The following is a 26,872-nucleotide window of genomic DNA, read 5'->3' on the forward strand; positions in this document are numbered from 1 at the left end:
GCAGGAGGGGTACATGGACGTCCCGGTTGAGGAGATTGTCGCGGCGCTGCGGAAATCTCTGCTGGACAACGAGGCGTTGCGGCAGCGCAACGCGGAACTCGCGGCGGCGGCGACCGAGCCGATCGCGATCATCGGTATGGCGTGCCGGTATCCGGGCGGGGTCACCACGCCCGAGGAGCTGTTCCAGCTCGCCGTGGACGGCAGGGACGGGGTGTCCGCCTTCCCGGCCGACCGGGGCTGGGACCTGGAGGGCCTGTACGACCCGGAGCCCGGCAAACCCGGCCACAGCATCGCCCGCGAGGGCGGGTTCCTCTACGACGCGGCGGACTTCGACGCCGACTTCTTCGGCATCTCGCCGCGCGAGGCGCTGACGCTGGACCCGCAGCAACGGCTCCTGCTGGAGGTGAGCTGGGAGGCCTTCGAACGGGCCGGCATCGACCCGGCCTCGCTGAACGGCAGCACCACCGGCGTGTTCGGCGGCGTGATGTACCACGACTACGGGTTCGGCACCAGCGGCGGCAGCGACGTCACCGGCCGGGTGGCGTTCACCCTCGGCCTGCAGGGCCCGGCGGTCACGATCGACACCGCCTGCTCGTCGTCGCTGGTCGCCGTCCACCTGGCCGCCCAGGCGCTGCGTACGGGGGAGTGCTCGCTCGCGCTGGCCGGCGGCGTGACCGTGATGGCCAACCCGGACATGTTCGTCTTCTTCAACACCCAGCGCGGCCTGGCCAGGGACGGCCGGTGCAAGTCGTTCTCCGCCGACGCGGACGGCACGGGCTGCTCCGAGGGCGCCGGCGTCGTGCTGCTGGAGACCCTCTCGAACGCGCGCCGCAACGGGCATCCGGTGCTCGCCGTGCTGCGCGGGTCGGCGATCAACTCCGACGGCGCGTCCAGCGGGATGACCACCCCGAACGGGCCGTCCCAGCAGCGGGTGATCCGCCAGGCGCTGCGCAACGCCGGGCTCTCCCCGGCCGACGTGGACGTGGTCGAGGCCCATGGCACGGGCACCACCCTCGGCGACCCGATCGAGGCGCAGGCCCTGCTCGCCACCTACGGCAGGCAGCGGCCCGAGGACGGCTCACCCCTGCTGATCGGCTCGATCAAGTCGAACCTCGGTCACACCCAGGCCGCGGCGGGCGTCGCCGGGGTCATCAAGATGGTGCAGGCGCTGCGCAACGGGGTGCTCCCGAAGATCCTCCACCTCGACGAGCCGACCCCGCACGTGGACTGGTCGGCCGGCCGGGCGGAGCCGCTGCGGGAGGTGCGGCAGTGGCCGGCCGGCGAGCGGCCGCGCTACGCGGGGGTGTCGTCGTTCGGGATGAGCGGGACCAACGCGCACGTCATCATCGGCGAGGCCCCGGAGGAGCCGCCCGCGCCCGCCCGCCTGCCCCTGCCGGTCGTCCCCCTGCTCGTGTCCGCCCGTACGGAGGAGAGCCTGCGCGCGCAGGCCGGTTCGCTGCGGACCCGCCTGGTCGCCGGGCCGGCCGCCGTGTCGGCCCCGGACCTGCTCGACATCGCCGCCACCCTGGCCACCGGCCGGGCCGTCCACGAACACCGCGCCGTCGTGATCGCCGCGGACCGGGACGAGGCGGTGGCCGGGCTGTCCGCGCTCGCCGACGGCGGCGCCCGGCCGAACCTGTGGCGCGGCGAGGCCGCCGCGCACCGCACCGCCTTCCTGTTCGCCGGGCAGGGGACGCAGCGGCTCGGCATGGGCCGGGAGCTGCACGGCACGTTCGGGGTCTTCGCGTCGGCGTTCGACGAGGCGGTCGCCGCGCTGGAGGGCTGGCTGGCCCGCCCGCTGCGGGAGGTTGTCTGGGGCGGCGACGCGGAGGCGCTGGCCCGGACCGGGTCCGCCCAGCCGGCGCTGTTCGCGCTGGAGGTCGCGCTCTACCGGCTGCTGGAGTCGTTCGGCGTGACGCCCGACTACCTCGCCGGCCACTCGATCGGCGAACTGGCCGCGGCCCACGTCGCCGGTGTGCTGTCCCTGTCCGACGCGGCGCGGCTCGTCGCGGCGCGCGGGACGCTCATGCAGGCGCTGCCCCCGGGCGGCGCGATGATCGCCGTCGCGGCGGCCGAGGAGGAGGTGCTGCCCCTGCTCACCGGCCGGGTCGGGGTCGCCGCCGTCAACGGCCCGGGCTCCGTCGTCGTCTCCGGCGACGCGGAAGAGGCGGAGGCGATCGCCGCCCACTTCGCCGCCCTCGGCCGCAAGACCAGCAGGCTCCGCGTGTCGCACGCGTTCCACTCGCCGCTGATGGAGCCGATGCTCGCCGAGTACGCGGCGGTCGCGGCCGAGATCGCGTACGGCGAGCCGCGCGTCCCCGTCGTGTCCACGGTGACCGGCGAACCGGCGCCCGCCGGCACCTGGTCGGCGGACTACTGGGTGCGGCACGCGCGGGACGCGGTCCGCTTCGCCGACGCCGTCCGCTTCCTGGCCGGCGCCGGAGCCGACCGGTTCGTCGAGATCGGCCCGGACGGCGCGCTCGCCGGCCTGGCGGGGGAGATGCTCGAACCCGGCCGGGCCGAGACCGTCGCCCTGCTCGCCCGCACCGTGCCAGAGACGCGGGCACTGCTCACCGCCCTCGGCCGCCTGCACACCGGCGGTGTGCCCGTCTCCTGGCCCGCGTTGTTCGAGGGCCGCGGCGCGCGCGTGGCGGACCTGCCGACCACCGCCTTCGCCCGCCGCCGCTACTGGTCCGAGGAGGAGTGCGGCACGACCGCGAACGCGACGGGCCTCGGGCAGCGGGCCGTCGACCATCCGCTGCTCACCGCGGTGGTCGCCGTGCCGGACACCGGCGGGCTGCTGCTGACCGGGCGGCTGTCCGCGCAGGCCCAGCCGTGGGTGCCCGACCACGCCATCTCCGGCACCGTGCTGTTCCCCGGGACCGGCCTGGTCGAGCTCGCGATCGCCGCGGGCGACCACGTCGGCTGCCCCACCCTGGACGAGTTCACCCTGCACGCGCCGCTGGTGCTCGGCGACGCGCCGGTCGAGGTGCAGGTCAGTCTCGGCGTGGCGGACGACACCGGCCGCCGGGCGGTGACCGTCTACTCCAGGACCGCGGGCGGGCCGCTCGACGCCCCCTGGACCCGGCACGCGCAGGGCGTGCTCTCGGCGGCGGTCGCGCCGGCGCCCGAGCCGGAGCTCGCCGAGTGGCCGCCGCCCGGCGCGACTCCGGTGGACCTGGACCGCGCGTACGAGCGCCTCGCCGACCGCGGGTACGACTACGGCCCGGCGTTCCAGGGCCTGCGGGCCGCCTGGCGGGACGGCGACGACTGGTTCGCCGAGGTGGTGCTGCCCGAGCACGTGGAACCGGGCCGGTTCGGCATCCACCCGGCGCTGCTCGACGCCGCGATGCACGCCGACCTGCTGGACGAGGACAGCGCGGGGCAGACCCTCCTGCCGTACGCATGGACGGGGGTGTCGCTGCACGCGACGGGAGCCTCCGCGCTGCGGGTGCGGATCCGCCGCCAGGGCCGCGAGGAGGTCACCGGGGTCCTGGTGGCCGACTGGTCCGGGCGGCCGGTGCTGTCGGTGGACGCGCTGGTCTCCCGCGCCGTGGACGCCGGCGCGCTGCGCACGCCGACCGGCGCGGAGCTGCTGCGGGTGGAGTGGACGAGGCCGGACGTCCCGCCGCCGGGCGCGGACGCGGTCCCCGTCGTGGACGACCTGTCCGAGCTGGGCGCGAGCGTGCCCGAGGTGGTGGCCTTCCGGTGCTTCGGCGACGGCGGCGACGCCGCGGACGTGCCCGCCGCCGTAAGGGCCGCCTGCGGGCGGGCGCTCGGCGCGGTCCAGGCGTGGCTGGCCGACCGGCGGTACGCCGACTCCCGGCTGGTCCTGCTGACCCGGAACGGCGTCCGCGTCCACGACGAGGCGATCGACGTCGGCCAGGCGCCCGTGTGGGGCCTGGCGCGGGCCGCGGCGGCGGAGAACCACGGCCGGTTCGCCGTGGTCGACGTCGACGCGGAGGCCGGCGAGCGGGTGATCGCCGCCGCCGCGGCGTCCGGCGAGCCGGAGGTCGCGGTGCGGGGCGGGGAGATCCTGGTGCCCAGGCTCGCCCGCGTGACCGCCCTCGTGACCGGCGACGCTCTCGCGGCCGAGGACAGGACCCCGTGGCCGGCCACGGGGACGGTGCTGATCACCGGCGGCACGGGCGGGCTCGGCGCCGTGATCGCCCGGCACCTGGTCGCCGAGCACGGCGTGCGGAGCCTGCTGCTCGCCGGCAGGCGCGGCCCCGCCGCGCCCGGCGCGGCGGAACTGGCCGAGGAGCTGCGCGGGCTCGGCGCGGAGGTGTCCGTGGCCGCCTGCGACGTGTCGGACCGGGACGCCGTCGCGGCGCTGCTCGCCGAGGTCCCGCACGAGCGCCCGCTGACCGGCGTCGTGCACGCGGCGGGCGTCGCGGAGAACGCCCTGATCAACACGATCACCCCGGCCGACGTCGACCTGTCGCTGCGGGCCAAGGCCGACGGGGCGTGGCACCTGCACGAGCTGACCGCCGGGCTGGACCTGTCGGCGTTCGTCCTCGTCTCCTCGGCCGGCGGCCAGGTGCTCGCCGCCGGACAGGCCGGCTACGCCGCCGCGAACGTCTTCCTCGACGCGCTGGCCGTCCACCGTACGGCGGCGGGCCTGCCCGCGACGTCCATGGCGTTCGGGCTGTGGGACGTCGACACCGGCCTGAGCACGGGGCTCGGCGAGGCCGACCGGCAGCGGATGCGGCGGCAGGGACTGCCGCCGCTGTCACCCTCCGACGGGCTGGCGCTGTTCGACGCCGCTCTGGGCGCCGGAACCCCGGCGCTGGTGCCGTTGCGGGTGGACCAGACCGCGCTTGACGCCCGCACCGACGAGGTGCCCGCGCTGCTGCGCGGCCTGCGCAGCCGGAGGATCCGGCGGGTGGCCGCCGAGGCGGACGGCCGACCGGCCGCCTCGGACCTCGCCGCGAGCCTGGCCGAGCTGGCCCCGGCCGACCGCGAGCGGGTGGTGCTCGACCTGGTGCGCACCCACGCCGCGGCCGTGCTCGGCCACGACAGGAACACGGCGATCGGCCCGGACCGCGGCTTCCTCGACCTCGGCTTCGACTCGCTGAGCGCGCTGGAGCTGCGGAACCGGCTCAACACGGCGACCGGGCACCGGCTGCCCCCCACGCTCATCTTCGACTACCCGACGGCCGCGGCGGTCGCCCGCCACCTGGTGGACCTCTTCGCCGCCAAGCTCCCGGCGCCGGAGGTCGATCTCGGCTCGGCCACCGCCGACGAACTGTTCGCGATCCTCGACAACGAGCTTGAGACGCTGTAACCCATGGTCATGGCCCTGCCGGGCGCCCGCTCACCGAGCGGGCGCCCTTTGGCGGCCGCGGATTTTTACGTATGATTAAGACAACTGTATTAGACGGCGTAAGGATTTCGATTATGGGACACCGCGAGGACCTGCTGGAGGGCGCCAAGCGCTGCCTGCGCGAGAAGGGGTACGCCCGTACCACGACCCGTGACATCGTGGCGGTCTCCAATACGAACCTCGCCTCGATCGGGTACCACTTCGGGTCGAAGGAGAACCTGCTCAACGAGGCGCTGATCGATGCCCTGGGGGAGTGGGGCAAGGAGCTGGAGGGCGCGCTCGCCGCGGCCATGAGCCAGGCCGGCGGCGCGCTGGAGCGGTTCGAGTCGATCTGGAGCCGCCTCGTCGAGTTGTTCGCCAACGACCGGGCCCTGTGCGCGGCGAACATCGAGGTGTTCGCGCAGATCGAGCATGTTCCGACCGTGCGCCAGGTGCTCGCCGACGGGCTGGAGCAGGGCAGGGAGGGCCTCGGCCGGCTGTTCGGCACGGTGAGCGAGGACACCGACCAGGAGACCGCCCGCGCCGTCGGGTCGTTCTACCAGGCCCTGGTCACCGGGGTCATGGTCCAGTGGCTGATCGACCCCGGCCGGGCGCCGTCCGGGCACGACCTCACCGCGGCGCTGCGTCAGATCGCCGCCGGCCTGATGTGGAACGGCGGCACCCGGGAGCCCGAACCCGAGCACGTCTGAGCGCCCGGGTACGTTCTCCCGAGCGCATTCGACCGCCGGCAACGACAAAGGCCCGGAAGGTATCACCTTCCGGGCCTTTGCCGTGTGACGTGGTCAGTCGTCCTCGTCGTCGGTGTTCTCCAGCATCTCCGCCTGCTCCGCGCTGATCACCACGTGGGAGACGTCGACGGTGGCCGGCTGGTGACGCGAGAGCGCGTCCTTGATCGGCACCTCGAGACGCGCGGCCTTGGCCGCGTCGAGCTCCTCGCGGCGCTCGGCGAACTCGGGCATGACCTCCCGGGCGAACAGCTCCAGCGACTCGCAGATGTGCTCGTGCTTGTTGGCGCCGATCTGCACCTGGAAGATGATCTGGTCGACGCCGACCGCCTCGTACGACCGGACCAGCTCGCGCAGCTGGTCGGGCGTGCCGATGGCCTTGCGGAGGTTGTCGATGCGGGCGAGCAGGTCGGGGTCCATCTCGGCCCGGGTCTCCGGCGGCAGGTGCCGGCTGAAGCCGAAGGCGTCCCGGTTCTCCGCGAAGTCCTTGGCGATGTCGGTGGCGCCCGGCCGGTGCGCGCCGTGCATCCAGTAGTGCAGGAACGAGTACGCGAAGAAGTGGGCGCCGTGCACGCCGCGGTCCAGCGCCGTCTCCTCGTCCTCGTGGCACATGAACGGCATGACCAGCGCGAAGTTGGGGTTGACGGCGTAGCCGGCCGGCACGCACTCCTCGGAGGCGATCAGGTCGTAGTAGGTCTCGACGCGCTCCTTCGCCTCCTCGGGGGAGACGAACGCGAACGACAGCGCGCCCATGCCGTTGCGCGCCGCGTACTCCACCGTCTCGGGCGAGCTGCACGCGACCCACAGCGGGGGGTGGGGCTTCTGCTTGGGCTTGGGCACCACGTTGCGCGGCGGGACGTTGATCCACTGGCCCTGGTGGCCGGTGAACGGCACCTCGGTGAGCATGCGGGTGATCACGTCGATCGCCTCCCGCCACTGCTCGCGCTTCTTGTCCCGCTCGACGTCGAAGGCGCCCACCTCGAGCTGGGTGCTGCCCTGGCCGCTGCCGAAGTCGACCCGGCCGCCGGAGATGAGGTCGAGGGTCGCCAGGCGCTCGGCCACGCGTACGGGGTGGTTCACGTTCGGGGGAATCGAGACGATCCCGTGCGCGAGCCGGATGTTCTTCGTCCTGGCCGCGGCGGCGGCCAGGAAGACCTCGGGGGCGGCCGAGTGGGAGTACTCCTCCATGAAGTGGTGCTCGGTCTCCCACACGTAGTCGTAGCCGAGGCGGTCCGCGAGCTCGATCTGCTCAAGGGACTCCTTGAGCACCCGCTCCTCGCTGTCCTCGGTCCACGGCTTCGGCACCTGGTGGTGGTAGAACAACCCAAAGCGCATGACTTACCACACGCCCCTCTTGAGCAGGGCACCGGCGTCGATCTTGAACTGGTTGCCGGTGACGTAGCGGGACTCGTCCGACGCGAGGTAGACGACCGCGTGCGAGACGTCGGACGGGTCCAGGCACGGGATGGGCATGCCGTGGATCATGGCGAAGGAGGCGTTGCCCTCCTCCCGGGTCGGGTGCTCCAGGTCCGGCCGGAACAGCCGCCACACGGACTCGTTCTGGATCATGTCGGTGTCGACGTTGGTCGGGTGGATGGCGTTGACCCGCCGGCCCGAGGGCGCGAGCTGGAGCGCCAGCGTGTTCACGTACTGGATCAGCGTGGACTTGGCCAGGCTGTATCCGAGGCCGCCGGGGCCCATCGGGCCCGGGTCCCCGCGGTCGGGGATCAGGCCCACCATGGAGCCGACCACGATGACCGACGCGGTCTCGCTCAGGTGCGGCAACGTGGCGTGAATCGTGTTGATCACGCCGACCAGGTTGATGTCGACGGTGTCGGTGAACGCGGTCAGCGGCCGGTCCGGCCCGAGGACGCTGATCCCGGCGTTGGGGATCACGACGTCCAGCCTGCCCAGCTCCGCCACACCGTCGTCGATCGCGTTCTGCAGTTCGGCGCGGTCGCGGACGTCCACCTGCCGGCTGAAGATCCGGCGGCCGGTCTGCTCGACCAGGCGGACGGTCTCCTTCAGGTCTTCGACAGTGGCCATCGGATACTGGGCGACCTCAATGTCCGTGCAGGCGTCCAGCGCGATGATGTCGGCGCCTTCCTCCGCCAGCCGGACGGCGTGGCTGCGTCCCTGCCCACGCGCCGCACCGGTGATCGCAACGACCTTGCCTTCCACGCGGCCCATACGGCCCTCCTGTGGTATGTGCGTCAAGGAATCTCCCGAACAGGATGTCGTGCCGGGCATGTCCGTCGCGTCCCGCAAGCACCCCTGTCATCGTCGCCAGGCCTCGCCGCGCGGTAGGGGTGTGCCGGGCGCCGGACCCCTACTACACCCCTGACCTGTGCCTTTTGCCTTCAGATCGTCGTGACGGCGTGGTTGTCTTGCGGTGCGGAACCCGTGTTCACCTCCCTGTCACCCCCCCCGGGTGACGAGACGGAGCGACGACATGATCGTGATTCCCGCCGCCCTGTCCGAGAGCCCTGGGTGTCCGGTCCACCGGCCGATCGCGGCGCCGGACCCGGTGCGCTCGGCGTCGAGGTCGCCGCCCGCCGGCGGTGCGCCTCACGCGGCTCGCGGTCGTGCCGCCGGTCCTGCCTGCTCGCTCCTCGGCATCACAGGCGCTCGGGCGCCTCGGCAACTCGGTCTATACAAGGGTCTAATACGGACGTATGATTAAATCATGACTACTAAACAACTCGCCGGACGCAAGGAATGGCTGGCGCTCGTCGCACTCGCGGTGCCGCCCCTGCTGGTCGCCATCGACATCACGGTGCTCTACTTCGCCGTCCCGTCCATCGCGGCAGACCTCAAGCCCACCAGCACGCAGCAGCTGTGGATCATCGACATCTACGGGTTCGTGCTGGCCGGCATGCTCTTGACCATGGGTAACCTCGGCGACCTGTTCGGCCGCCGGCGCACCCTGATGATCGGTTGCACCATCTTCGGGCTCGCGTCCCTCGGCTCGGCGTTCGCCACGAGCCCCGAGATGCTGATCGTGTGCCGCGCGGTGCAGGGCCTGGGCGGAGCGGCGCTGATGCCGTCCTCGCTCGCGTTGCTGCCGGTCATCTTCACCGACGACAAGCAGCGCCGCACCGCCATCACGGTGTTCTCGCTGGCCATCTCGGCCGGCGCGGGCTTCGGCCCGGTGCTGAGCGGCGTGCTGCTGAACAACTTCTGGTGGGGCTCGATCTTCCTGATCAACGCTCCGATCATCGCGATCCTGCTGATCGCGATGCCGTTCCTCGTCCCCGCCTTCCGGCTGCCGCGCGACCAGGTCGGCCAGTTCGACTGGCTCAGCGCGCTGCTGTCGCTGGTGGCGGTGCTCAGCGTGATCTGGGGTGTCAAGGAGCTCGCGATCAACGGCGTGGAGGCGGTCCCGCTCGGCGCGGTCGTCGGCGGCCTCGTGCTCGCGGTGATCTTCGTGGTGCGGCAGCGTCACCTGACCCACCCCATGATCGACCCGAAGCTGTTCAGGACCCGCGGCTTCCTGCCGGTGCTGACGGTCAGCGCCACCGGGTTCTTCCTGGTCATCGGGTTCTCGGTGTTCACCACGCAGTTCCTGATGGAGGTCATCGGCCTGCGGCCGCTGCCGGCCGCGCTGTGGTCGATGGCGTCCCCGGTGATCTCGGGCAGCCTCGTGCCGGTCGCCATGGGCATGGTCGACAAGGTCAAGCCCGCCTACCTGATGGCGTCCGGGTTCCTGCTCGCCGCGATCGGCTTCGGGATCATGACCCAGGTGACCGCCGACAGCGGCATCTTCCTGGTCGTGAGCGGCATCGTGGGCATCGGCGTCGGCACCGCGCTGCTGTTCGCCCTGCTGACCGACATGGCGGTCGCGATCTCCCCGCCGCGGCAGGTCGGCGCGGTCTCCGCGCTCACCAAGACGCTGCAGGAGTTCGGCGGCGCACTCGGCCTGGCGATCTTCGGCACCATCGGCGCCGCGATCTACCGGAACTACCTGGGCACCCGGATCGACGGCGTGCCGGCCGAGGCCGTGCGCGCCGCCCGGCAGACCATGGGTGGCGCGGTCGCCGTGACCCAGTCGCTGGCGCCCGACGCCGCGCGAGCGCTGCTCGCGGTCGCCCGTGAGGCGTTCGCCAAGGCGACCAGCCTCACCGCGATCCTCGGCATCGTGATCGCGCTCGTGTCGGCCGTGCTGCTGGTCACCCGGCTGAGCCACGTCACGTACACAAAGGAAGGAGAGGAGGTGCTCCCCGGGCCGGTCACTCCCGAGGTCCCCACCACGATTTGACCGGCACGACGCGGCGGCCGGCGAGCCCCACCCGAACCCCACCCTCGCCGTTCGGCCCGCGCACAGGGGTCCGGCTTTCACCGGCACCGCCGGAAAGCCGGACCCCTCTTCCCTCTCGGCGTCTTCGATCCCGGCGTTCAATCTCTGCCCGCGGCGACGTCCAGTGCATCCCCACACGACACACGAGCATGTGAGGAGTTCACATGAGCAGTCGGCAATCCCCGACGCCGCATGCGGTGTCGCTGTCCGGAATTCGCAAGGTCTACGGCACGGGCGACAACAGCGTGGTCGCGCTCGAATCCGTTACGGTGAACTTCGAACGGCGCACGCTCACCGCGGTGATGGGCCCGTCGGGTTCCGGCAAGACGACCCTGCTGCACTGCGCGGCGGGGCTCGACGAGCCCACCGAGGGATCGGTGAAGCTCGACGGCCAGGAGATCACCGGTCTCAGCGAGACCGCGCTGACCCTGCTGCGGCGGGACAAGGTCGGATTCATCTTCCAGGCGTTCAACCTGATGCCCGCGCTGACCGCCGAGCAGAACGTGGTCCTGCCGCTGCGGCTGGCCGGACGCAAGATCGACAAGGCCAAGGCGAGGGACGTCCTGACCCAGGTGGGCCTGGGCGACCGGGCCGGCCACCGGCCGAGCGAGCTGTCCGGCGGGCAGCAGCAGCGGGTGGCGATCGCCAGGGCGCTCGTGGCCAGCCCGGCCGTGATCTTCGCCGACGAGCCCACGGGCTCGCTGGATTCCAAGACCGCCCGCGAGATCCTCGAACTGCTGCGTGAGTCGGTGCGCCTCTACGACCAGACCGTGGTGATGGTCACCCACGACCCCGTCGCCGCGTCCTACGCCGACCGCGTGGTGTTCCTCGTCGACGGGACGGTGGTCACCGAGATGGCCAACCCCACGGCCGAGTCGGTCGCCGAGCAGCTCACCCGGCTGGGCGAGTGGGCGAAGCAGCGGTCGGTCGCGCGCGCGGAGGGCGGTCGCTGATGTTCCAGCTTGCCCGGAGAACCCTCCGCTATCGGTGGGGGGGATATGTCGCGACCTTCATCGGGATGTTCTTCTGCAGCATGATGCTGGTCGCCGCGGGCGGGATGATGGAGACCGGCCTGCGGCAGACCGTCCTGCCCCAGCGCCTCGCGGGGGCGGACGTGGTGGTCGCGGGCGACCCGCGCTACATCCTGGCCGACAACCCGGTCGGCGCGCTCAACGAACGCGTGCAGGTCGACCGCGACCTGGTGACCAAGCTCGCCGCACTCCCCGGCGTGAAAGCGGCCATCCCCGACGTCGCCTTCGACACCTTCGTGCTCCGCGACGGCAGCCCCGTCGACACGGAGGCCCACGGGCGTGACTGGGGATCCGCGGTGCTCAGCCCCTACTCCATCGGCGCGGGCGCCGCTCCGCAGCGTGCGGGGGAGGTCGCGCTCGACACCGACACCGCGCGCCGGATCGGGGTGTCCGCCGGAGACAAGATCAAGATCGGCGCGCACGGCGCCGTCGGCGAGTTCACCGTCACGGGCATCGTCGCCCCGGCGCAGCCGACGACCGAGCGCTCCATCTTCTTCACCGGCCCGGACGTCCAGCGGCTCGCGCGGGACCCCGCCCGGGTCGACACGATCTCCCTCGTCGCCCAGCCCGGCACCGACGCCGCCGCGCTCAGCGCGAAGGCCACGGCGGCCGTGGGCGGCCCCGGCATCGCGGTCCTCACCGGGAACGACCGCGGCAACGCCGAGTTCCCCGCCTCCCTCGAAGTCCACGACCTGATTCTGATCGCCGGCATCTTCGTCGCGCTGTCGCTGGTCGCCGGGCTGCTCGCGGTCGCCTCCACGCTCTCGCTGGTCGCCAGCAACCGGGAGCGGGAGATCGCGGTGCTGCGCGCGATCGGCGCCACGCCCTGGCAGACCCGCAGGATGATCCTCGCGGAGGCGCTGGTGGTGTCGCTGCTGGCGACCACGCTCTCCGTCCTGCCGGGATGGTTCGTCGGCGAGTTCCTGTACCGGATGGTGGTCAGGATCGGCGTGGCCCCCGAAGAACTGTCCTACGAGCGCGGATGGGTGCTCCCGGTCATCGCGTACGTGCTGGCCGTGGCGACCTCGCTCGGCGCCGGCCTGATCGCCGGGAAGCGGGCCCTGCGCGCCCGGCCCACCGCCGCGATGGCCGGCACCGACACGGCGGTCAAGCGGACCGGCTGGGTCCGGCGGATCATCGGCCTGGTGCTCTTCGCCTACAGCGGCGGGCTGGTCTTCGTCGCGCTGAACCTGGTCACCGGACCCTTCATCGCGGGCCCGGCCAACTGGGCGGCCATCCTGTTCGCGCTCGGCGTGATGCTCCTCGGCCGGGACATCACCCGGGTCCTGGTCGCGGTGCTCACCCCGCCGCTGCGGCGGATGTCTTCGGTGTCGGGCTACCTCGCCGCGCTGAACGCCAAGGCGCGGGTGCCGCAACTGGCCGCGGTCATCACCCCGATCATGCTCATGACCTCGGTCGCCACCGCCACCACCTATGTCATCACGACGGAGGCGGCGTCGATCAACATCTACACCGAGAGCCTGGCCGGCAACGTCATCATCAAGGCGCCGCCGGGCGGGTTCGGCCCGGAGGCCCTGCCCAAGATCCGCGAGGTGGCCGGGGTCGCGGCGGCGTCGGAGTTCACCGCGAGCGCCGGGTTCGTCGACGACCCGCCGGACCCGCGGGCCGGCGCGGACCTCGGCGGCTGGCAGTTCAAGGGCTTCACCGCCGACGCCGCCGAGAAGGTGGGCGCGGCCACGATGACCGCGGGCTCGCTCACCGAGCTGAAGGGCGACACCGTCGTCATCAACGACGTCTACTCGAAGGAGCTGAAGAGGGGCGTCGGCGACACGATCACGCTGCGCCTCGGCGACAACTCCAGGGTGAACGTCAAGATCGTGGGGCTGATGTCGGAGAAGGTGAGCTTCGAGTCGATCATTCTGCCGATCGACCTGCTGTCCAAGCACACCACCACCGGCCTGCCGCTGTACATCCTCGCCGCGCCCCAGCCCGGGACGTCGGTCGCGCAGCTGTCGGCCGCGCTGAGCGGCGTCGTCGCCGCCTTCCCCGGGGCGCAGATCGTCGACAGGTACACCCTGCGCGGGTCGTTCGAGCACCACCTCGGCGCGGAGGAGCTGGTCAACTACCTCTTCCTCGCGCTGCTGATGGGCTTCATCGCGATCTCCGTGATCAACACGCTGTTCCTGGCGACCGGCCACCGCAGGCGCGAGTTCGGCCTGCAGCGGCTCATCGGCGCCACCCGGAGGCAGGTGCTGCGGATGACGGCGGTGGAGGGCGCCCTGACGGCGCTGATCGGCATCGGCCTCGGCGCCGTCATCGCGCCGCTCGCGTTCGTGACGTTCGCCCTCGGGCGTACGGGCAAGTTAGTGCCGGCGGGGTCGCCGCTGATATTCCTGCTGATCGCAGGGGCGGCGGCGGTCCTGACCCTGGGAGGCACCCTGGTCGCGGTGCTGCGGACGCTGCGGAACCGGCCGCTGGAGGCAGCCCTGCCCACCTGACCGCCGGACGAAAGTCATTCGCGCATAATCCTGAATTCAGCCAGACCTAATTCAATGGGTACGGCATCGCGGGTGCCCCGCGACGCCGTACCCATGCTGTTTTCCGGATAAGGGGACGCGCGCCGGTGTTTAGGGGCGAATCTCCGGTGGCGCCGCCGCTCCCGCACGGTTTCAATGAATGACGCGGCATACCCTCGGCCCGTCCTCCTGGCGGCGGGGGAGACGCCGCCCGGCGTGCGACGACGAAGGGGAGCTGAGTGAGATGTCAGAACTGAACGGAAGCGACGGCTGGGTCCGGAGGTTCCACCCGGCGCCGCGCGCCGCCGCCCGCCTGATCTGCTTCCCGCACGCGGGCGGGGCCTCGACGTACTTCTTCCCGGTGTCCAGGACGCTCTCGCCGGGCATCGAGGTGCTGGCCATCCAGTATCCCGGCCGGCAGGACCGGCGAACCGAGCCGCTGATCGACGACCTGCACGTGCTGGCCGACGTGCTGGCTCCTGTAGTGAAGCCCTGGTGCGACGGCCCGCCCGTCTACCTGTACGGCCACAGCATGGGCGCGACGCTGGCCTTCGAGGTCGGCGTGCGGCTGACGCAGGAGGGAGCGGCCCCCCGCGCACTGGTGGTGTCGGGGCGCCGGGCGCCTTCGACCTTCCGCGACGAGCGGGTGCACCTGCTGAGCGACGACGACTTCATCCGCGACCTCGACCGGCTTTCGGGCACCGACCCGCGGCTATTCGAGGACCCGCAGGTGGTGGAGATGATCCTCCCGGCGCTGCGCAACGACTACCGGGCGGCGGAGACCTATCGCTACCGGCCGGGGCCGCGGCTCGACTGCCCGGTGGTGGCGCTGATCGGGGACGAGGACGCCCAGGTCACGGTCGAGGAGGCGCGTGTCTGGAGCGAGCACACCACCGGCCGGTTCGACCTCGGCGTCTACCGGGGCGGGCACTTCTTCATCAACGACCACGCCGCCGACGTCATGCGAGTGATCCGTGAGGTCGCCGCCGGTCGCACGCCGGCGCTGCCCGGCCAGGCCATCGCGCTGCGGGGGTGACCGGGCGCCGTTCACCGCGCCCACCGCACCGTGCCGCACCGTGCCGCGCCGTACCACACTGTGCCGCCCGGACGGGGCCGGGCGGGCCAGGTGAATGCCCACCTTTACCTGCCGAATTGCGGAAAACGCTAACCGAGGGCCCGCCGGGTGGTTCGGCGGCTTGTACCACTTGACACTTTCCTCCACGCGCGCCTCTTGACTCCACGGGGATTTTCGCAGGCTGTCCTATGGTCAGACGGGGCGACAAGGCGCAAGAATGACCCGGGGTATGCAATGGGGGGAAAGTTGAAATTTCAGATAAGGCGCCTTACCGTCGCCATGTCCGTCGTCATGCTCTCGGTCGCGGCCTGCGTTTCATCTCCCGGCGGCAGCGCGTCCGCTTCCTGCGCCCTGTCCGTCGGGTCCCTCTACGAACCGCAGAACCTGGACAACGCCGGCGGCGGGGGACAGGGCGCGGCGGAGGCGCTGGCCGGCAACGTCTACGAGGCGCTTTTCCGCCTCACCGAGGCGGGCGCCGTCGAGAAGGGGCTGGCCTCCGAATACACCGTCAGCCCGGACGGCCTCACCTACACCTTCGCGCTGCGTCAGGGCGTCCGCTTCCACTCCGGAACCCCGATGACCTCCGCCGACGTCCGGCACAGCCTGCGGCGCATCCTCGCCGGGACGTCCACGTCCTCGCGCAAGAACTCCCTCGACATGATCAAGAGCGTCGACGCGCCGGACGACCACACCGTCGTGGTCCGGCTCTCCAGCAGGTCGATCTCGCTCATCTACAACCTCAGCCAGGTGTGGATCGTCAACCACACGCTGGCCGATCCGAAGACCGCGGAGGACGGCACCGGTCCCTACCGCCTCGCGTCCTGGAAGCGCGGCGCGACGCTGACCATGGAACGATTCGGCGGCTACTGGGGGGCGTCGCCCAAATGCGGGCAGGTCACGTTCCGCTACTACACCGAGGCGGCGGCGCTCAACAACGCGCTGCTGTCCGGCGCGGTCGACGTCGTCACCAGCGTGCAGAGCCCGGACGCGCTGGCGCCGTTCTCCGACACCTCGGCGTTCCGGATCACGGAGGGCACGTCCACCACCAAGCTCCTGCTCGCCTTCAACTGCCGGCGCGCGCCCTTCGACAAGCCGCTGGTCCGCAGGGCCGTCAGCGCCGCGATCGACGACGCGAAACTGCTGCGGTCGATCTGGGGCGACCGCGGCATGGTGATCGGCTCGATGGTGCCGCCCGCCGATCCCTGGTACGAGGACCTGAGCGGGAAGAACGCCTACGACGTGGAGGCGGCGAAGCGGATGCTCGCCGAGGCGGGCTATCCCGGCGGCTTCCCGATGACGCTCGACACCCCGCAGTACGACCCGCACCCGACCATCGCCGAGTTCGTGAAGTCGGAACTGGCCAAGGTCGGCATCACGGTGACGATCAACGTCATCAGCGCGGACGAGTGGTACTCCCGCGTCTTCCAGCACCACGACTTCGCCGCGACCCTCCAGGAACACGTCAACGACCGCGACATCCGCTACTACGGCGACCCCGGCTTCTACTGGGGTTACGACAACCCCGAGGTCTCCGACCTGATCAGGAGGTCGGAGACCGCGAAGACCACGCGGGAGCAGACCGAACTGCTCCGGCGGGCCAACCACGAGATCGTCGAGGACGCCGCCAGCGACTGGCTCTACCTCAATCCGCAGATCGTCGTCGCGTCCGCCCGCGTGACCGGATACGCCGCCAACGCGGTCCAGGCGCAGTTCCCCGTCTACGGGATCGACAAGCGCTGACCGATGGCCGCCTATCTTGTCCGCAGGGCGATCCTGCTGGCACTGTCCCTGGCCGTCTCCAGCGTGGCGCTGTTCGTGCTGCTCCGGGTGCTTCCCGGCGACCCGGCCAACGCGCTGCTCGACATGGGCGCCACCCCGGCACAGGCCGCCGCCGCCCGGCACGAGCTCGGCACCGACCTGCCGCCGGCCCAGCAGTTCGGGGGGTGGCTCCGGGACCTGGCGCGGCTGGACCTCGGCCGGTCGCTGGTCAGCTCCCTGCCCGTGGCGTCCGAGATCGCCGGGCGGCTGCACGTCACCGTGCCTCTCACAGTGCTGGCCTTCCTGCTGGCCGTGCTGATCGCGGTGCCCACGGGATTTCTCGTCGCGCTGCGCAGGGGCACCTGGTACGGCACACTGCTGGCGGGGGTGAGTCAGCTGGGTCTCGCCGTGCCGGTCTTCTGGGTGGGCATGCTGCTCGTCACCGTGTTCGCGCTGCGGCTGCGGTGGCTGCCGGCCGGCGGCTTCCCAGCCGAGGACTGGGCGGCCCCGGCCGCCGCGCTCACCTCGCTCCTGCTGCCCGTGGTCACCATCGCGCTGGTCATGTCGGCCTCGCTGACCCGCTACGTCCACTCCGCCGCGCTGGACGTGCTCGACAGCGACTACCTGCGGACCGCCAGGGCGCTCGGCGCCCCGCTCCGTGCCGCGCTCCTGCGGCACGGGCTGCGCAACGCCGCCGCGCCCGTGGTGCCGATCCTCGCCATCGAACTGGCCAGCACGTTCCTGGGGGCGGTCGTCGTGGAGAACGTCTTCGCGCTGCCGGGACTCGGCAGCATGCTGGTGCGGGCGTTCGCCCAGCACGACTATCCCGTCATCCAGGGCGTCCTGACGCTGAGCACGGCCGCCGTGCTCACGATCGGCTTCGTGGCCGACACGGCCCAGCGCCTCATCGACCCGCGGCTGCGCCGTACCGCGACGGGAACGTCCGCGTGAGGTCGCGGGCGCTGGTCGCGGGCTGCGTCCTGCTGGGCGGGGTGGTCGCGATCGCGCTGGTCTCGGCGCTGTGGACGCCGTACGACCCGGCCGACACGTCGGGCGGCAGGCTGGAGCCGCCGGGCCCGGAGCACTGGCTGGGCACCGACCGGCTGGGGCGGGACCTGCTCACCCAGGTCATGATCGGCGCCCGGGTGGCGCTGTCGATCGGGGCCGGGGCGGTGGCCCTCGGCGGGGCGCTCGGCCTGCTGGCCGGGATCGCGGCCGGCTTCGCCGTGCGGTGGCTGGACGACATGATGGCGGTGGTGCTGGACCTCCTGATCGCCTTCCCGACTCTGCTGCTGGCCATGCTGGTGATCGCGGCCAGGCGGGGATCGCTGTTGTCCGCCGTGACCGCCATCGGGCTGGCGATGACCGCCGTGGTGGCCAGGCCGGCCAGGCAGCAGGTGAAGCGGGTGCTGGCGCAGGACTACGTGACGGCGGCCCGCACCTCCGGCACGTCCTGGCCGGGGATCGTCGCCGGGCACGTGCTGCCCAACATCTGGCCCGCGCTCGCCGTGAACCTCGCCCTCCAGCTGGGCCGGGCCGTCCTGGCCGAGGCCGGCCTGTCCTATCTGGGCCTCGGCCCGCCGCCGCCGAACGCCTCCTGGGGGCACATGCTGCGAGAGGCCCAGGCCACGGTCCTGGTCGCGCCCGGTGACATCGTCGCCCCGGGGCTGCTGCTCGTCCTCCTGGTGATCGGCGTCAACCTGCTGGCCGACGGCGTCCGCGAGGTCGCCGACCCGCTGCTGCGGGGGCGCTGGTGAGCCTGCTCGAAGCCGGGAACCTGACGGTGCGCACGGCGGACGGCCGCGAACTGCTGCGCGACCTGTCCTTCCGCCTGGCCAGGGGGGACCGGCTCGGGCTGATCGGGGAGTCCGGCGCCGGCAAGTCCCTGACCGTGCTCGCGATCGTCGGCCTGTTGCCGGCCGGCATGACCGCCTCGGGCCGGGTCCTCCTGGACGGCGAGCCCATCCTCGGCGCGCCCGAGCGGGTGCTGAACACGGTCAGGGGCCGCCGCGTCGCCGTCGTCTTCCAGGACCCGCTCGCCGCCCTGGACCCCCTGATGCGCGTCGGCGCGCAGGTCGCCGAGCCGCTGCGACGCCACCGGGGCCTGCGCGGGGCCGCCGCGCGGCGCGCGGCCCTGGAGGCGCTGACGGAGGTGCGGCTGAGCGACCCGGACCGCATCGCCCGGTCCTATCCCCACGAGATCTCCGGCGGCCAGCGCCAGCGGGTGGCGATGGCCATGGCGCTGGCCTGCGAACCGTCGTTCCTGATCGCCGACGAGCCCACGGCCGCGCTGGACGGCACGGTCCAGGCGGAGATGCTCGCGCTGCTGGAGCGGCTGGTGGCGGCTCGCGGCATGGGGCTGCTGTTCGTCGGCCACGACCTGGCCGTGGTGGCCCGGGTCAGCCGCCGGATCCTGGTGCTGGAGCGGGGCAGGGCGGTGGAGGAGGGCGAGGTCGGGGACGTGCTGCGGGCGCCGTCGCACCCGCACACCCAGGACCTCGTGTCGGCCGCCCGGCGGCTGCACGGAGCGCTGGAGCGGATGCTGCCGTGACGTCGCCTCCTCCTGTTCTCGGCGTACGCGACCTGGGCTTCGCCTACCGGCGTGGTCCCGCCGTGCTCAGCGACGTCTCCTTCGAGGTCACCGCGGGCCGCGGGCTGGCCCTGGTGGGGGAGTCGGGAGCGGGCAAGACCACGCTGGTCCGCCTCATGCTGGGGCTGCTGCGGCCCCGCACCGGGCAGGTGCTCCTCGACGGCCTGCCGTTGCGCGGACGGATGCGGGCGCTCCGGCACGCGGTGCAGCCCGTCTTCCAGGACCCGTACTCCTCGCTGGACCCGCGGCTGCGGGTGGACCGGATCGTCGGAGAGCCTCTGCGCTCGCTCGGCGTCGCCCGCGGCGCGGCGGCGACGGCCATGGTCGAGGAGGCGCTGCGCTCGGTGGGACTGCCCGCGGACGCCGCCCGTCGCTATCCCCACGAGTTCTCCGGCGGGCAGCGGCAGCGGATAGCGATAGCGCGGGCGATAGCGGCCTCCCCCCGGGTGCTGCTGGCCGACGAGCCGGTCAGCGCCCTGGACACCGCCACCCGGGTGCGGCTCCTCGATCTGCTCGCCGACCTGCGGGAAAGCAGGCGGCTGACCGTGGTGCTCGTCTCCCACGACCTGGCCGTCGTCGCCGCGTTGTGCGAGGAGACCGTGGTCCTCGACCGGGGCCGGGTGGTCGAGCGCGGGGCCACCGCCGAGGTGCTCGGATCGCCGCGTCATCCCTGCACACGGCGCCTCGTGGCCGCGGCGCCGCGGCTTCCGCGAGCTCTAAACCCGCCCTGACCTGTAAAAAGCCGATTCAATAACGGAAGGATGGCGGCCTTTCCTACCTTTAAGGCGTCGGACAGAGTTCCCAGCCACAATGTGAGGTAAGAGATGAAGAACCACCTGCTGTCGCGTCTCGGCCGGATCGTCGGTGCCATGGTCGTCACGTTCGCGTTCGTCGCCTTCCCGCTCAGCGGAGGCGCCGCCGCCGGTGCCGTCGTTGACGTCAAGCCGGTCTACGAGGTGCCCGCCACCAAGCTCTGCTGCGGTTTTCCGTGATCGGGGCTCCCCGTTAAGAATGAGTGAATTCTTGTTGCCGGCTGGAAATCGAATCCTGTGATTCTGACTGTGCCCGGTCCGCTCCCTATGGAGCGGGATCGGTGGGGGTAGGGGGGCTTTCCCGATCTGGGGGAAGTCGAAGCCGACGCGGTGTGCCGCTCTGGACGGATCGTCGGCGAAACGTACGCGCACTCTGAGAAATCAGCCCATGACGGGTGGTGCCCGGTCGAAGCAGCCGAGGGGGGCGGGCTCGCCGGGTGCCACGACGACGGCGCTCGGCGTGTGGCAGGGGGGACACGAACAGCATGGTCTCGTGCCGCACGCCGAGGGTGCGGGGGCCGTCGGTCTGTCATTTGTCTTATACGTTTGTATTACCGCTTTCATTCGGAAAGAGACTTTGCGGGACACCTGGCATCACAGTGACTGAAAGTCATCGAGAACGGCTCAGCTGTCGAGGTTCGGACGTAGCACACACGATTGGGATGGATTAATCTCTCCGTCAGGTCCTTCGGCTTGGGGGAGCTACGCCAGCCCAACAGGAGATGTGGGTGGACTTCCGGATCCTGGGCCCACTTGAGGTCGTTCTCACCGACCGAAGGCTGGAGCTCGGGGGAGCCAGACAACAGACCGTCCTCGCCGCGCTGCTCCTGGAGGCGGGCCGGACTGTCACCGTCTCCCGCCTCACGGAGACCATCTACGACGACGCCCCTCCGCCGACCGCCAAAGCCCAGATCCAGATCTGCGTCTCGGCCCTGCGGCGCCTGTTCGGCAACTGCGGCAGGCCCGACATCATCGTGACGCAGTCGAACGGCTATTCGGTGCGCATCACCGACGAGGGGTTCGACCTGGGCCGATTCGAACACCTCCTGCGCCAGGCCAAGCAGGCCCGGACGGCGAACCGCGCCGAGGAGGCGGTGGCCCGGTACCGCGACGCACTCGCCCTGTGGCGGGGCCCGGCCCTGGAGGGCATCGAGAGCCGGGTGGTCCAGGCGGCCGCGATGCGCCTGGACGAGGACCGGATCGCGGCCAACGAGGACTGCGTCGACCTGGAGTTCGACCTCGGCCGCCACCACGAGCTGGTGGGCGAGCTGACCGCGCTGGTGGCACAGTATCCGCTCCGCGAACGGCTGCGGGGGCAGCTCATGCTGGCCCTCTACCGTTCCGGCCGTCAGGCCGAGGCCCTGCAGGCCTACAACCAGGCGCGACGCGTCATGATCGACGAGTTGGGGATCGAGCCGCACGAGCGGCTCCAGAGGCTCCAGCACGCGATCCTCACCTCGGACCCCGGGCTGAACCTGCCGGCGACCGCCGTGCGGGTGAGCACGCCTGCGCCGCCCTCTCCGCCGGTCGCCGTGCCCCGGCTGCTGCCGACCGACATCGCCGACTTCAGCGGCCGGTCCAAGCTCGTGGACGAGATCCTGGAGCGGCTGGTGGGCTCCGGCGGCGGTCCCGGCAGATACGCCGTGCCCATCGTCGCGCTGGCCGGCAAGCCCGGCATCGGCAAGAGCACGATGGCGGTGCACGTGGCACACCGGATCGTCGAGCACTATCCGGACGGCCAGCTCTACGCCAAGCTCCACGGCGGCTCCTCCCGGTCGGTCGCCGCCATCAGGGTGCTGGAACGATTCCTGCGGGCGCTCGGCGTGACGGGCTCCGCCGTCCCGGAGGGGCTGGAGGAGCGGGCCGAGCTCTACCGCATGCTGCTCGCCGACAAGAAGGTCCTGATCGTCCTGGACGACGTCGGCACCGAAGGCCAGGTGCTGCCCCTGCTCCCCGGCAGCCCCAACGCGGCGGTCGTCCTCAGCAGCAGGAGCCGCCTGGCCGGGCTGTCGGGCGCCGTGCACGTCGAGGTGGACGTCTTCGACTCGGCGCAGTCGCTGGACCTGCTCTCCCGCATCGCGGGGGCCGAGCGAGTGCAGTCCGAGCCCGACTTCGCGGTGGCCCTGGCCGAGCTCTGCGGCCACCTTCCGCTGGCCCTGCGCATCGCGGGCGCCCGGCTGGCCGCCCGTCCCCACTGGAGCATCGAGCAGCTCGTGGAGCGGCTGGGGGACGAGACCCGGCGGCTGGACGAGCTCAAGCACGGCGAGATGGGGATCAGGGCGAGCATCTCCCTGACGTACGAGAGCGTGAGCGGCGACGCGAGGCGGCTGTTCCGGCGCCTGGCCATCCTGGACTGCGACATCATCACCGCCTGGCTCGGCGCGGCCCTGCTCGACCGGCCCGTCGCCGAGGCGCAGGACCTGCTGGACGACCTCGCCGACGCCCAGTTGCTGGAGACGACCGGCACCGGCCGTGGCATCAACGCCCACTACCGCTTCCACGACCTCATAAGGGTCTTCGCCCGCGAGCGCCTGGCGGCCGAGGAACCCATCGCCGAGCGCAGCGCGGCCCTGGGCCGGATGCTCGGCGGCCTGCTGACCCTGGTCGACGCGGCCAGGCGGAAGGAGCTGGAGGACCGCCTCCTGATCCCGCCCCCGGCGTGGTCGCTGCCCGAGGTCCTGGTCGACCGGCTGGTGGAGCACCCGCTGGCCTGGTTCGAACGAGAACGGTCCATCCTGGTCTCGGGCATCAGGCAGTCGGCGCAGGCCGGTCTGACGGAGGTCTGCTGGGGGCTGGCGCTCGGCGCCGCCACCTTCTTCCTCTCGCGGTTCTACCTCGACGACTGGCGCGAGGCGCAGCAGATCGCGATGGCCGCCGTGCAGCAGGCGGGGGACACGGCCGGGCAGGCCGCCATGCTGTACGTCAACGGCGCGCTGGCCTCCAACGAGCGCAGGTTCGACGACGCGCGCCGCGACTACCTGGCGGCGATCCAGCTGTTCACCGAGCTCGACGACCAGCGCTCCCTCGCCACCGCGCTGGCCAACCTCGGCTATCTCCACCTGGTCACCGGACAGCTGGACGCCGCGGCCGAGCGGTGCCGGCAGGCGCTCGACCTCTCGCGGCGCCACGGCACGCCGAGCAACACGAGCAACGTGCTCTGCCACCTCGCACAGATCCGGCTGTTGTTCTCCGACCCCGAGGGCGCCGAGGCCCTGCTGTCGGACGCGATGGAACTGGCCGGCGGCGTCAGCGGGCGTCAGAAGGCCTACATCCAGGTCAGGCTGGGCTACACCTACCTGGAGCTGGGCCGGTCGGCGGAGGCGCTCAGGATCGTGGAGGCGGCGCTCGCCGTCTACCAGAAGATCGGTGACCCCATGGGCGAGTCGTACGCCCTGATCTGCACGGGCCTGGCGAAGCTGCGGCTCGGCGCCAGGGCCGAGGCGAGCGGCACGCTGCGGCACGCCCTGATGCTGGCCACCACCACCGACGACCGGCTCAGCAGGGGCCGGGTGCTGGCGGCGCTGGCCGAACTCGCCCTGGCAGAGGGCGACTCCGCCGGCGCGGTGACCGCCGCCGAGCAGGCGCTCGACCTGTTCGCCACGCTGGGTGTGCCGCTGGACGAGGTCAACGTCCTCAAGCTGCTCCGGGACGCGCACCGGGTGCGGGGCGAGGACGCGTCGGCCGTGGAGGCCGTCGCGCGCATCCTGACCATCGCGGCGAAGCTGGGTCCGGAGGTGGCCGAGCGGCTGCGGGTCGTGCTGGCGACGCCCACGCATCGGGCCGGCATGTCCTAACCCGGCCGCTGCCGGGACTGCCAACCTGTTGGAATCCCCATCGGTTGGGTCATAGGATCGGTCCGCAACGGTAATCTTTTCGTCCATCCCCATCAACGTGTGAAACCGATCATCCTTGTGGGCCCGGGGGACGGGTCCGATAAGTGCAAGGAGTCACGCGGTGAAGTTTCGCATTCTCGGGCCTCTGGAAGTCGTGGACGGCGCGCATCGCGTGGACCTGGGCAGCACGAGACAGCAGACGGCTCTCGCCGTGCTCCTGCTGGACCACAGCCGGGGCACGTCCATCGGCAGGCTCATCGAGGCGGTCTACGACGACAACCCGCCCACGACCTGCCGCTCACAGGTGCAGATCTGCATCTCGGCCCTGCGCCGGGTCTTCGCCCAGTACGGCCGGCCCAACCTGATCTCCACTCATTCCCAGGGGTACGCGATCGAGGTCGGGGACGACGACGAACTCGACTGCGACCGCTTCCAGAACCTGATCCTGCTGGCCCGGCGGTCCGGCGCGGCCGGCGCGGCCGAGGCCGCCGTCGGGCACTACCGCGAGGCGCTCGCCCTGTGGCGCGGCCACGCGCTGGAGGGGATGGACAGCAGGCTGATCCGGGCGGCCGCCCGCCGCCTCACCGAGGACCGGATCACCGCCCACGAGAAGTGCATCGAGCTGGAGCTCTCCCTGGGGCGGCATCGGGAGGTGATAGCCGAGCTGACGGAACTGGTGGAGCGGTATCCGCTGCGCGAGCAACTGCGCGGCCAGCTGATGACCGCTCTCTACCAGTCGGGACGGGAGGCCGAGGCCCTGCACGTCTACCGCGAGGGCAGGCGGATCCTCGTCGAGGAGCTGGGGATCGAGCCGAACGAGCGGCTGCGCCGGCTCGAACAGGCGATCCGGGTCTCCGTCGAGACGGGGCGGCCGGCGCCCGCGCCGGCGGCCGCGGCGGGCGTCGCCGTGACGGCTCCTCGTACCGGCGCCCCGCGGATGCTGCCGGCCGGCATCGCCGACTTCACCGGCCGGGCCCCGGAGGTCGACGCCGTACGCCGCCTCATCACGCCGTCCCCGGGAGAACGGGCGCCGTTCGCCGTGCCGATCGCGGTCATCACCGGCAAGCCGGGCGTCGGCAAGAGCACCCTCGCCGTCCACACCGCCCACACCGTGGCGGAGCGGTTCCCCGACGGGCAGCTGTTCGCCGCCCTTCATGGCGGGACGGCGCGCCCCGTGCATCCGTTCGACGTGCTGGGCCGGTTCCTGCGGGCGCTCGGCGTCCCGGGCGGCGCGGTACCGGAGACGCTGGACGAGCGGGCCGAGATGTACCGCGGCCTCCTGGCCGGCCGCACGACGCTCGTGGTGCTCGACGACGCGGCGGGCGAGAGCCAGGTGGTGCCGTTGCTGCCGGGCAGCTCCGACTGCTCGGTCATCGTCACCAGCCGCAGCAGGCTGACCGGCCTGCCCGGCGCGCGTAACGTCGAGGTGGAGACCTTCGACCCGGACCAGTCGATGCGGCTGCTGGCCCACATCGCGGGAGAGGACCGGGTGCGGTCGGAGCCGGCGTCGGCACAGGCCCTCGCCGAGCTCTGCGGTCAGTTGCCGCTCGCGCTGCGCATCGCCGGATCACGTCTTTCCGCCCATCCGCACTGGAGCATCGAGCAGCTGGCGGGGCGGCTGCAGGACGAGACCCGTCGGCTGGACGAGCTCAGGCACGGCGGGATGGGCATGAGGGCCAGCATCGCCGTCGCCTACGAGAGCACCGGCGAGGTGGCCCGCAGGCTGTTCCGCCGGCTCGCCATCCTCGACTTCCAGCCGTTCCCCTCGTGGGTCAGCGCCGCGTTGCTGGACCGGCCGCTGCACGAAACTCAGGACCTGATGGACGACCTGGCCGACGCCCAGCTCGTCGAGATCACCGGGACCGGGCGGGGCGCCCACAGCCGGTACCGTTTCCACGACCTCATCCGGGTCTTCGCCAGGGAGCGCCTGGCCGCGGAGGAACCGGCCGCCGAGCGCGGCGCCGCGCTGGCCAGGGTGCTGAGCTGCCTGCTCCACCTCGCCCGGGACGCGCGCCGCGAGCAGTACGGCGACGACTACGCGGGCCTCCACAGCGGCGCCGCCCGCTGGCCGCTGCCCGACACGCTGGTCCGCCGGCTCGTCCAGCAGCCGCTCCCGTGGTACGAGCGCGAACGGCTGACCCTGGTGTCCGGGATCCGCCAGGCGGCCCAGGCCGGTCTCGCCGAGCTGTCCTGGGACCTGGCCATCTGCGCCGCGCCCTTTTTCGAGTCCAGGGTCTACTTGGACGACTGGCGCAACACGAACAACGTGGCGATGGCGGCCGCCCGCCAGGCCGGAGACCGCAGGGGACAGGCGGCGATGCACTACTCCACGGGCCTGCTGTCGGCCGCGGAGCAGCGTTTCGCCGACGCTCGCGGCAGCCTCGACACGGCGCTGGAGCTGTTCCGGCAGACCGGTGACGACCACGGCGTGGCCCTCACCATCCGCCGTATCGGTCTGCTGGAACGCGAGTCGGGCCGCTTCGACGAGGCCGGCGCCCGCCGCGTGGTGGCGAGCCGTCTCGACGAGGAGAAGACGCAGGCACCCGGCCGGCGTTCCGCCCGGCCGGCCCGTGGCCGTCCGGCCTCCGGGCCCTCTCCGCGGAACGTGGAAACCCCCGCCCGCAAGTGATCCGGGCAAACGAATGGAGCCGTCGGGTCGATTCCCGACGGCTCCATTTTCGTACGTGCGACTCGTTCGTCTCTCATCGCTGGAATCACGGCTTCTGCCGGTTACCGCGCACTCAGTGGCGTCACCTCGCATGAGGCTCACAAATCGTTCAAAATTGCGCTTTCGCTGATATCACTATAAGAGGATCGGCAGGCGCGTTCACACCCCTAGGCACCCTTGTCCGGGTGGCCTCGCCCCGGTTGTCCGGCACCCGTTCGCGGCCACGCACCCCCGATAGAGCGGCGAAGGTGAACCGATAGCCGGCGCTGCGAGGCTGTGC

General features: G+C 71.8%; 16 protein-coding genes. 14 read left to right on the forward strand and 2 right to left on the reverse strand.

The annotated features are described in order from the left end of the window. Positions 1-13: 13 nt before the first annotated feature. Both HHX40_RS22680 and HHX40_RS22685 read left to right on the forward strand, forming a co-directional pair. Positions 14-5,287 (forward strand): type I polyketide synthase, encoded by a 5,274-nt coding sequence (locus HHX40_RS22680; protein WP_182882219.1) that lies wholly within the window; start codon positions 14-16, stop codon positions 5,285-5,287. A gap of 113 nt (positions 5,288-5,400) precedes the next feature. Next, positions 5,401-6,015, forward strand: coding sequence for a TetR/AcrR family transcriptional regulator (locus tag HHX40_RS22685; RefSeq protein WP_117409917.1), 615 nt, complete (start codon positions 5,401-5,403; stop codon positions 6,013-6,015). Between the two features lie 93 nt (positions 6,016-6,108). On the opposite strand, the gene HHX40_RS22690 is transcribed toward HHX40_RS22685, so the two are convergent. Together HHX40_RS22690 and HHX40_RS22695 are read right to left on the reverse strand one after the other, a co-directional pair. Continuing rightward, on the reverse strand, positions 6,109-7,386 hold the full coding sequence (locus tag HHX40_RS22690; protein ID WP_117409918.1) for an LLM class flavin-dependent oxidoreductase: 1,278 nt from the start codon (positions 7,384-7,386) through the stop codon (positions 6,109-6,111). Between the two features lie 3 nt (positions 7,387-7,389). Continuing rightward, the gene (locus tag HHX40_RS22695) at positions 7,390-8,241 is read right to left on the reverse strand and encodes a mycofactocin-coupled SDR family oxidoreductase (protein WP_117409919.1); all 852 of its coding nucleotides are present in this window, start codon (positions 8,239-8,241) and stop codon (positions 7,390-7,392) included. Positions 8,242-8,737: 496 nt separating this feature from the next. Here HHX40_RS22695 and HHX40_RS22700 point away from each other — a divergent pair, with 496 nt between their 5' ends. The 12 genes from HHX40_RS22700 (at position 8,738) to HHX40_RS22755 (ending at position 26,553) form a co-directional block, all read left to right on the forward strand. Further along, on the forward strand, positions 8,738-10,309 hold the full coding sequence (locus HHX40_RS22700; protein WP_117409920.1) for an MFS transporter: 1,572 nt from the start codon (positions 8,738-8,740) through the stop codon (positions 10,307-10,309). Positions 10,310-10,512: 203 nt separating this feature from the next. Further along, a complete protein-coding gene (locus HHX40_RS22705) occupies positions 10,513-11,301 on the forward strand; it encodes an ABC transporter ATP-binding protein (RefSeq protein ID WP_117409921.1) in 789 nt (262 codons plus the stop codon). 65 nt (positions 11,302-11,366) lie between these two features. Next, positions 11,367-13,838: an FtsX-like permease family protein gene (locus HHX40_RS22710; protein ID WP_182882220.1), complete on the forward strand. Its 2,472-nt coding sequence runs from the start codon at positions 11,367-11,369 to the stop codon at positions 13,836-13,838. Between the two features lie 262 nt (positions 13,839-14,100). After that, entirely contained in the window at positions 14,101-14,892 is a 792-nt protein-coding gene (locus tag HHX40_RS22715) for a thioesterase II family protein (protein ID WP_117409923.1), read from the forward strand. Positions 14,893-15,210: 318 nt separating this feature from the next. Then, positions 15,211-16,671 (forward strand): ABC transporter substrate-binding protein, encoded by a 1,461-nt coding sequence (locus tag HHX40_RS22720; protein WP_220499461.1) that lies wholly within the window; start codon positions 15,211-15,213, stop codon positions 16,669-16,671. Positions 16,672-16,674: 3 nt separating this feature from the next. After that, on the forward strand, positions 16,675-17,640 hold the full coding sequence (locus HHX40_RS22725) for an ABC transporter permease (RefSeq protein ID WP_117409925.1): 966 nt from the start codon (positions 16,675-16,677) through the stop codon (positions 17,638-17,640). Beyond that, the gene (locus HHX40_RS22730; protein WP_182882222.1) at positions 17,637-18,446 is read left to right on the forward strand and encodes an ABC transporter permease; all 810 of its coding nucleotides are present in this window, start codon (positions 17,637-17,639) and stop codon (positions 18,444-18,446) included. Before HHX40_RS22725 ends, HHX40_RS22730 begins: the two co-directional genes overlap by 4 nt. After that, a complete protein-coding gene (locus HHX40_RS22735) occupies positions 18,443-19,240 on the forward strand; it encodes an ABC transporter ATP-binding protein (RefSeq protein WP_182882223.1) in 798 nt (265 codons plus the stop codon). The genes HHX40_RS22730 and HHX40_RS22735 overlap by 4 nt, the downstream gene beginning before the upstream one ends. Next, positions 19,237-20,010, forward strand: a complete 774-nt coding sequence (locus HHX40_RS22740) for an ABC transporter ATP-binding protein (RefSeq protein WP_182882224.1) — start codon at positions 19,237-19,239, stop codon at positions 20,008-20,010. Before HHX40_RS22735 ends, HHX40_RS22740 begins: the two co-directional genes overlap by 4 nt. Before the next feature lie 93 nt (positions 20,011-20,103). After that, the gene (locus HHX40_RS22745) at positions 20,104-20,271 is read left to right on the forward strand and encodes a hypothetical protein (RefSeq protein ID WP_165900889.1); all 168 of its coding nucleotides are present in this window, start codon (positions 20,104-20,106) and stop codon (positions 20,269-20,271) included. Between the two features lie 548 nt (positions 20,272-20,819). Then, positions 20,820-23,885: an AfsR/SARP family transcriptional regulator gene (locus tag HHX40_RS22750; protein ID WP_182882225.1), complete on the forward strand. Its 3,066-nt coding sequence runs from the start codon at positions 20,820-20,822 to the stop codon at positions 23,883-23,885. 160 nt (positions 23,886-24,045) lie between these two features. Continuing rightward, entirely contained in the window at positions 24,046-26,553 is a 2,508-nt protein-coding gene (locus HHX40_RS22755; protein ID WP_182882226.1) for an AfsR/SARP family transcriptional regulator, read from the forward strand. The last annotated feature ends 319 nt before the right edge of the window (positions 26,554-26,872 follow it).

Source organism: Microbispora sp. H10949 (genome assembly GCF_014161435.1).
Taxonomy (GTDB): Bacteria; Actinomycetota; Actinomycetes; order Streptosporangiales; family Streptosporangiaceae; genus Microbispora; species Microbispora triticiradicis.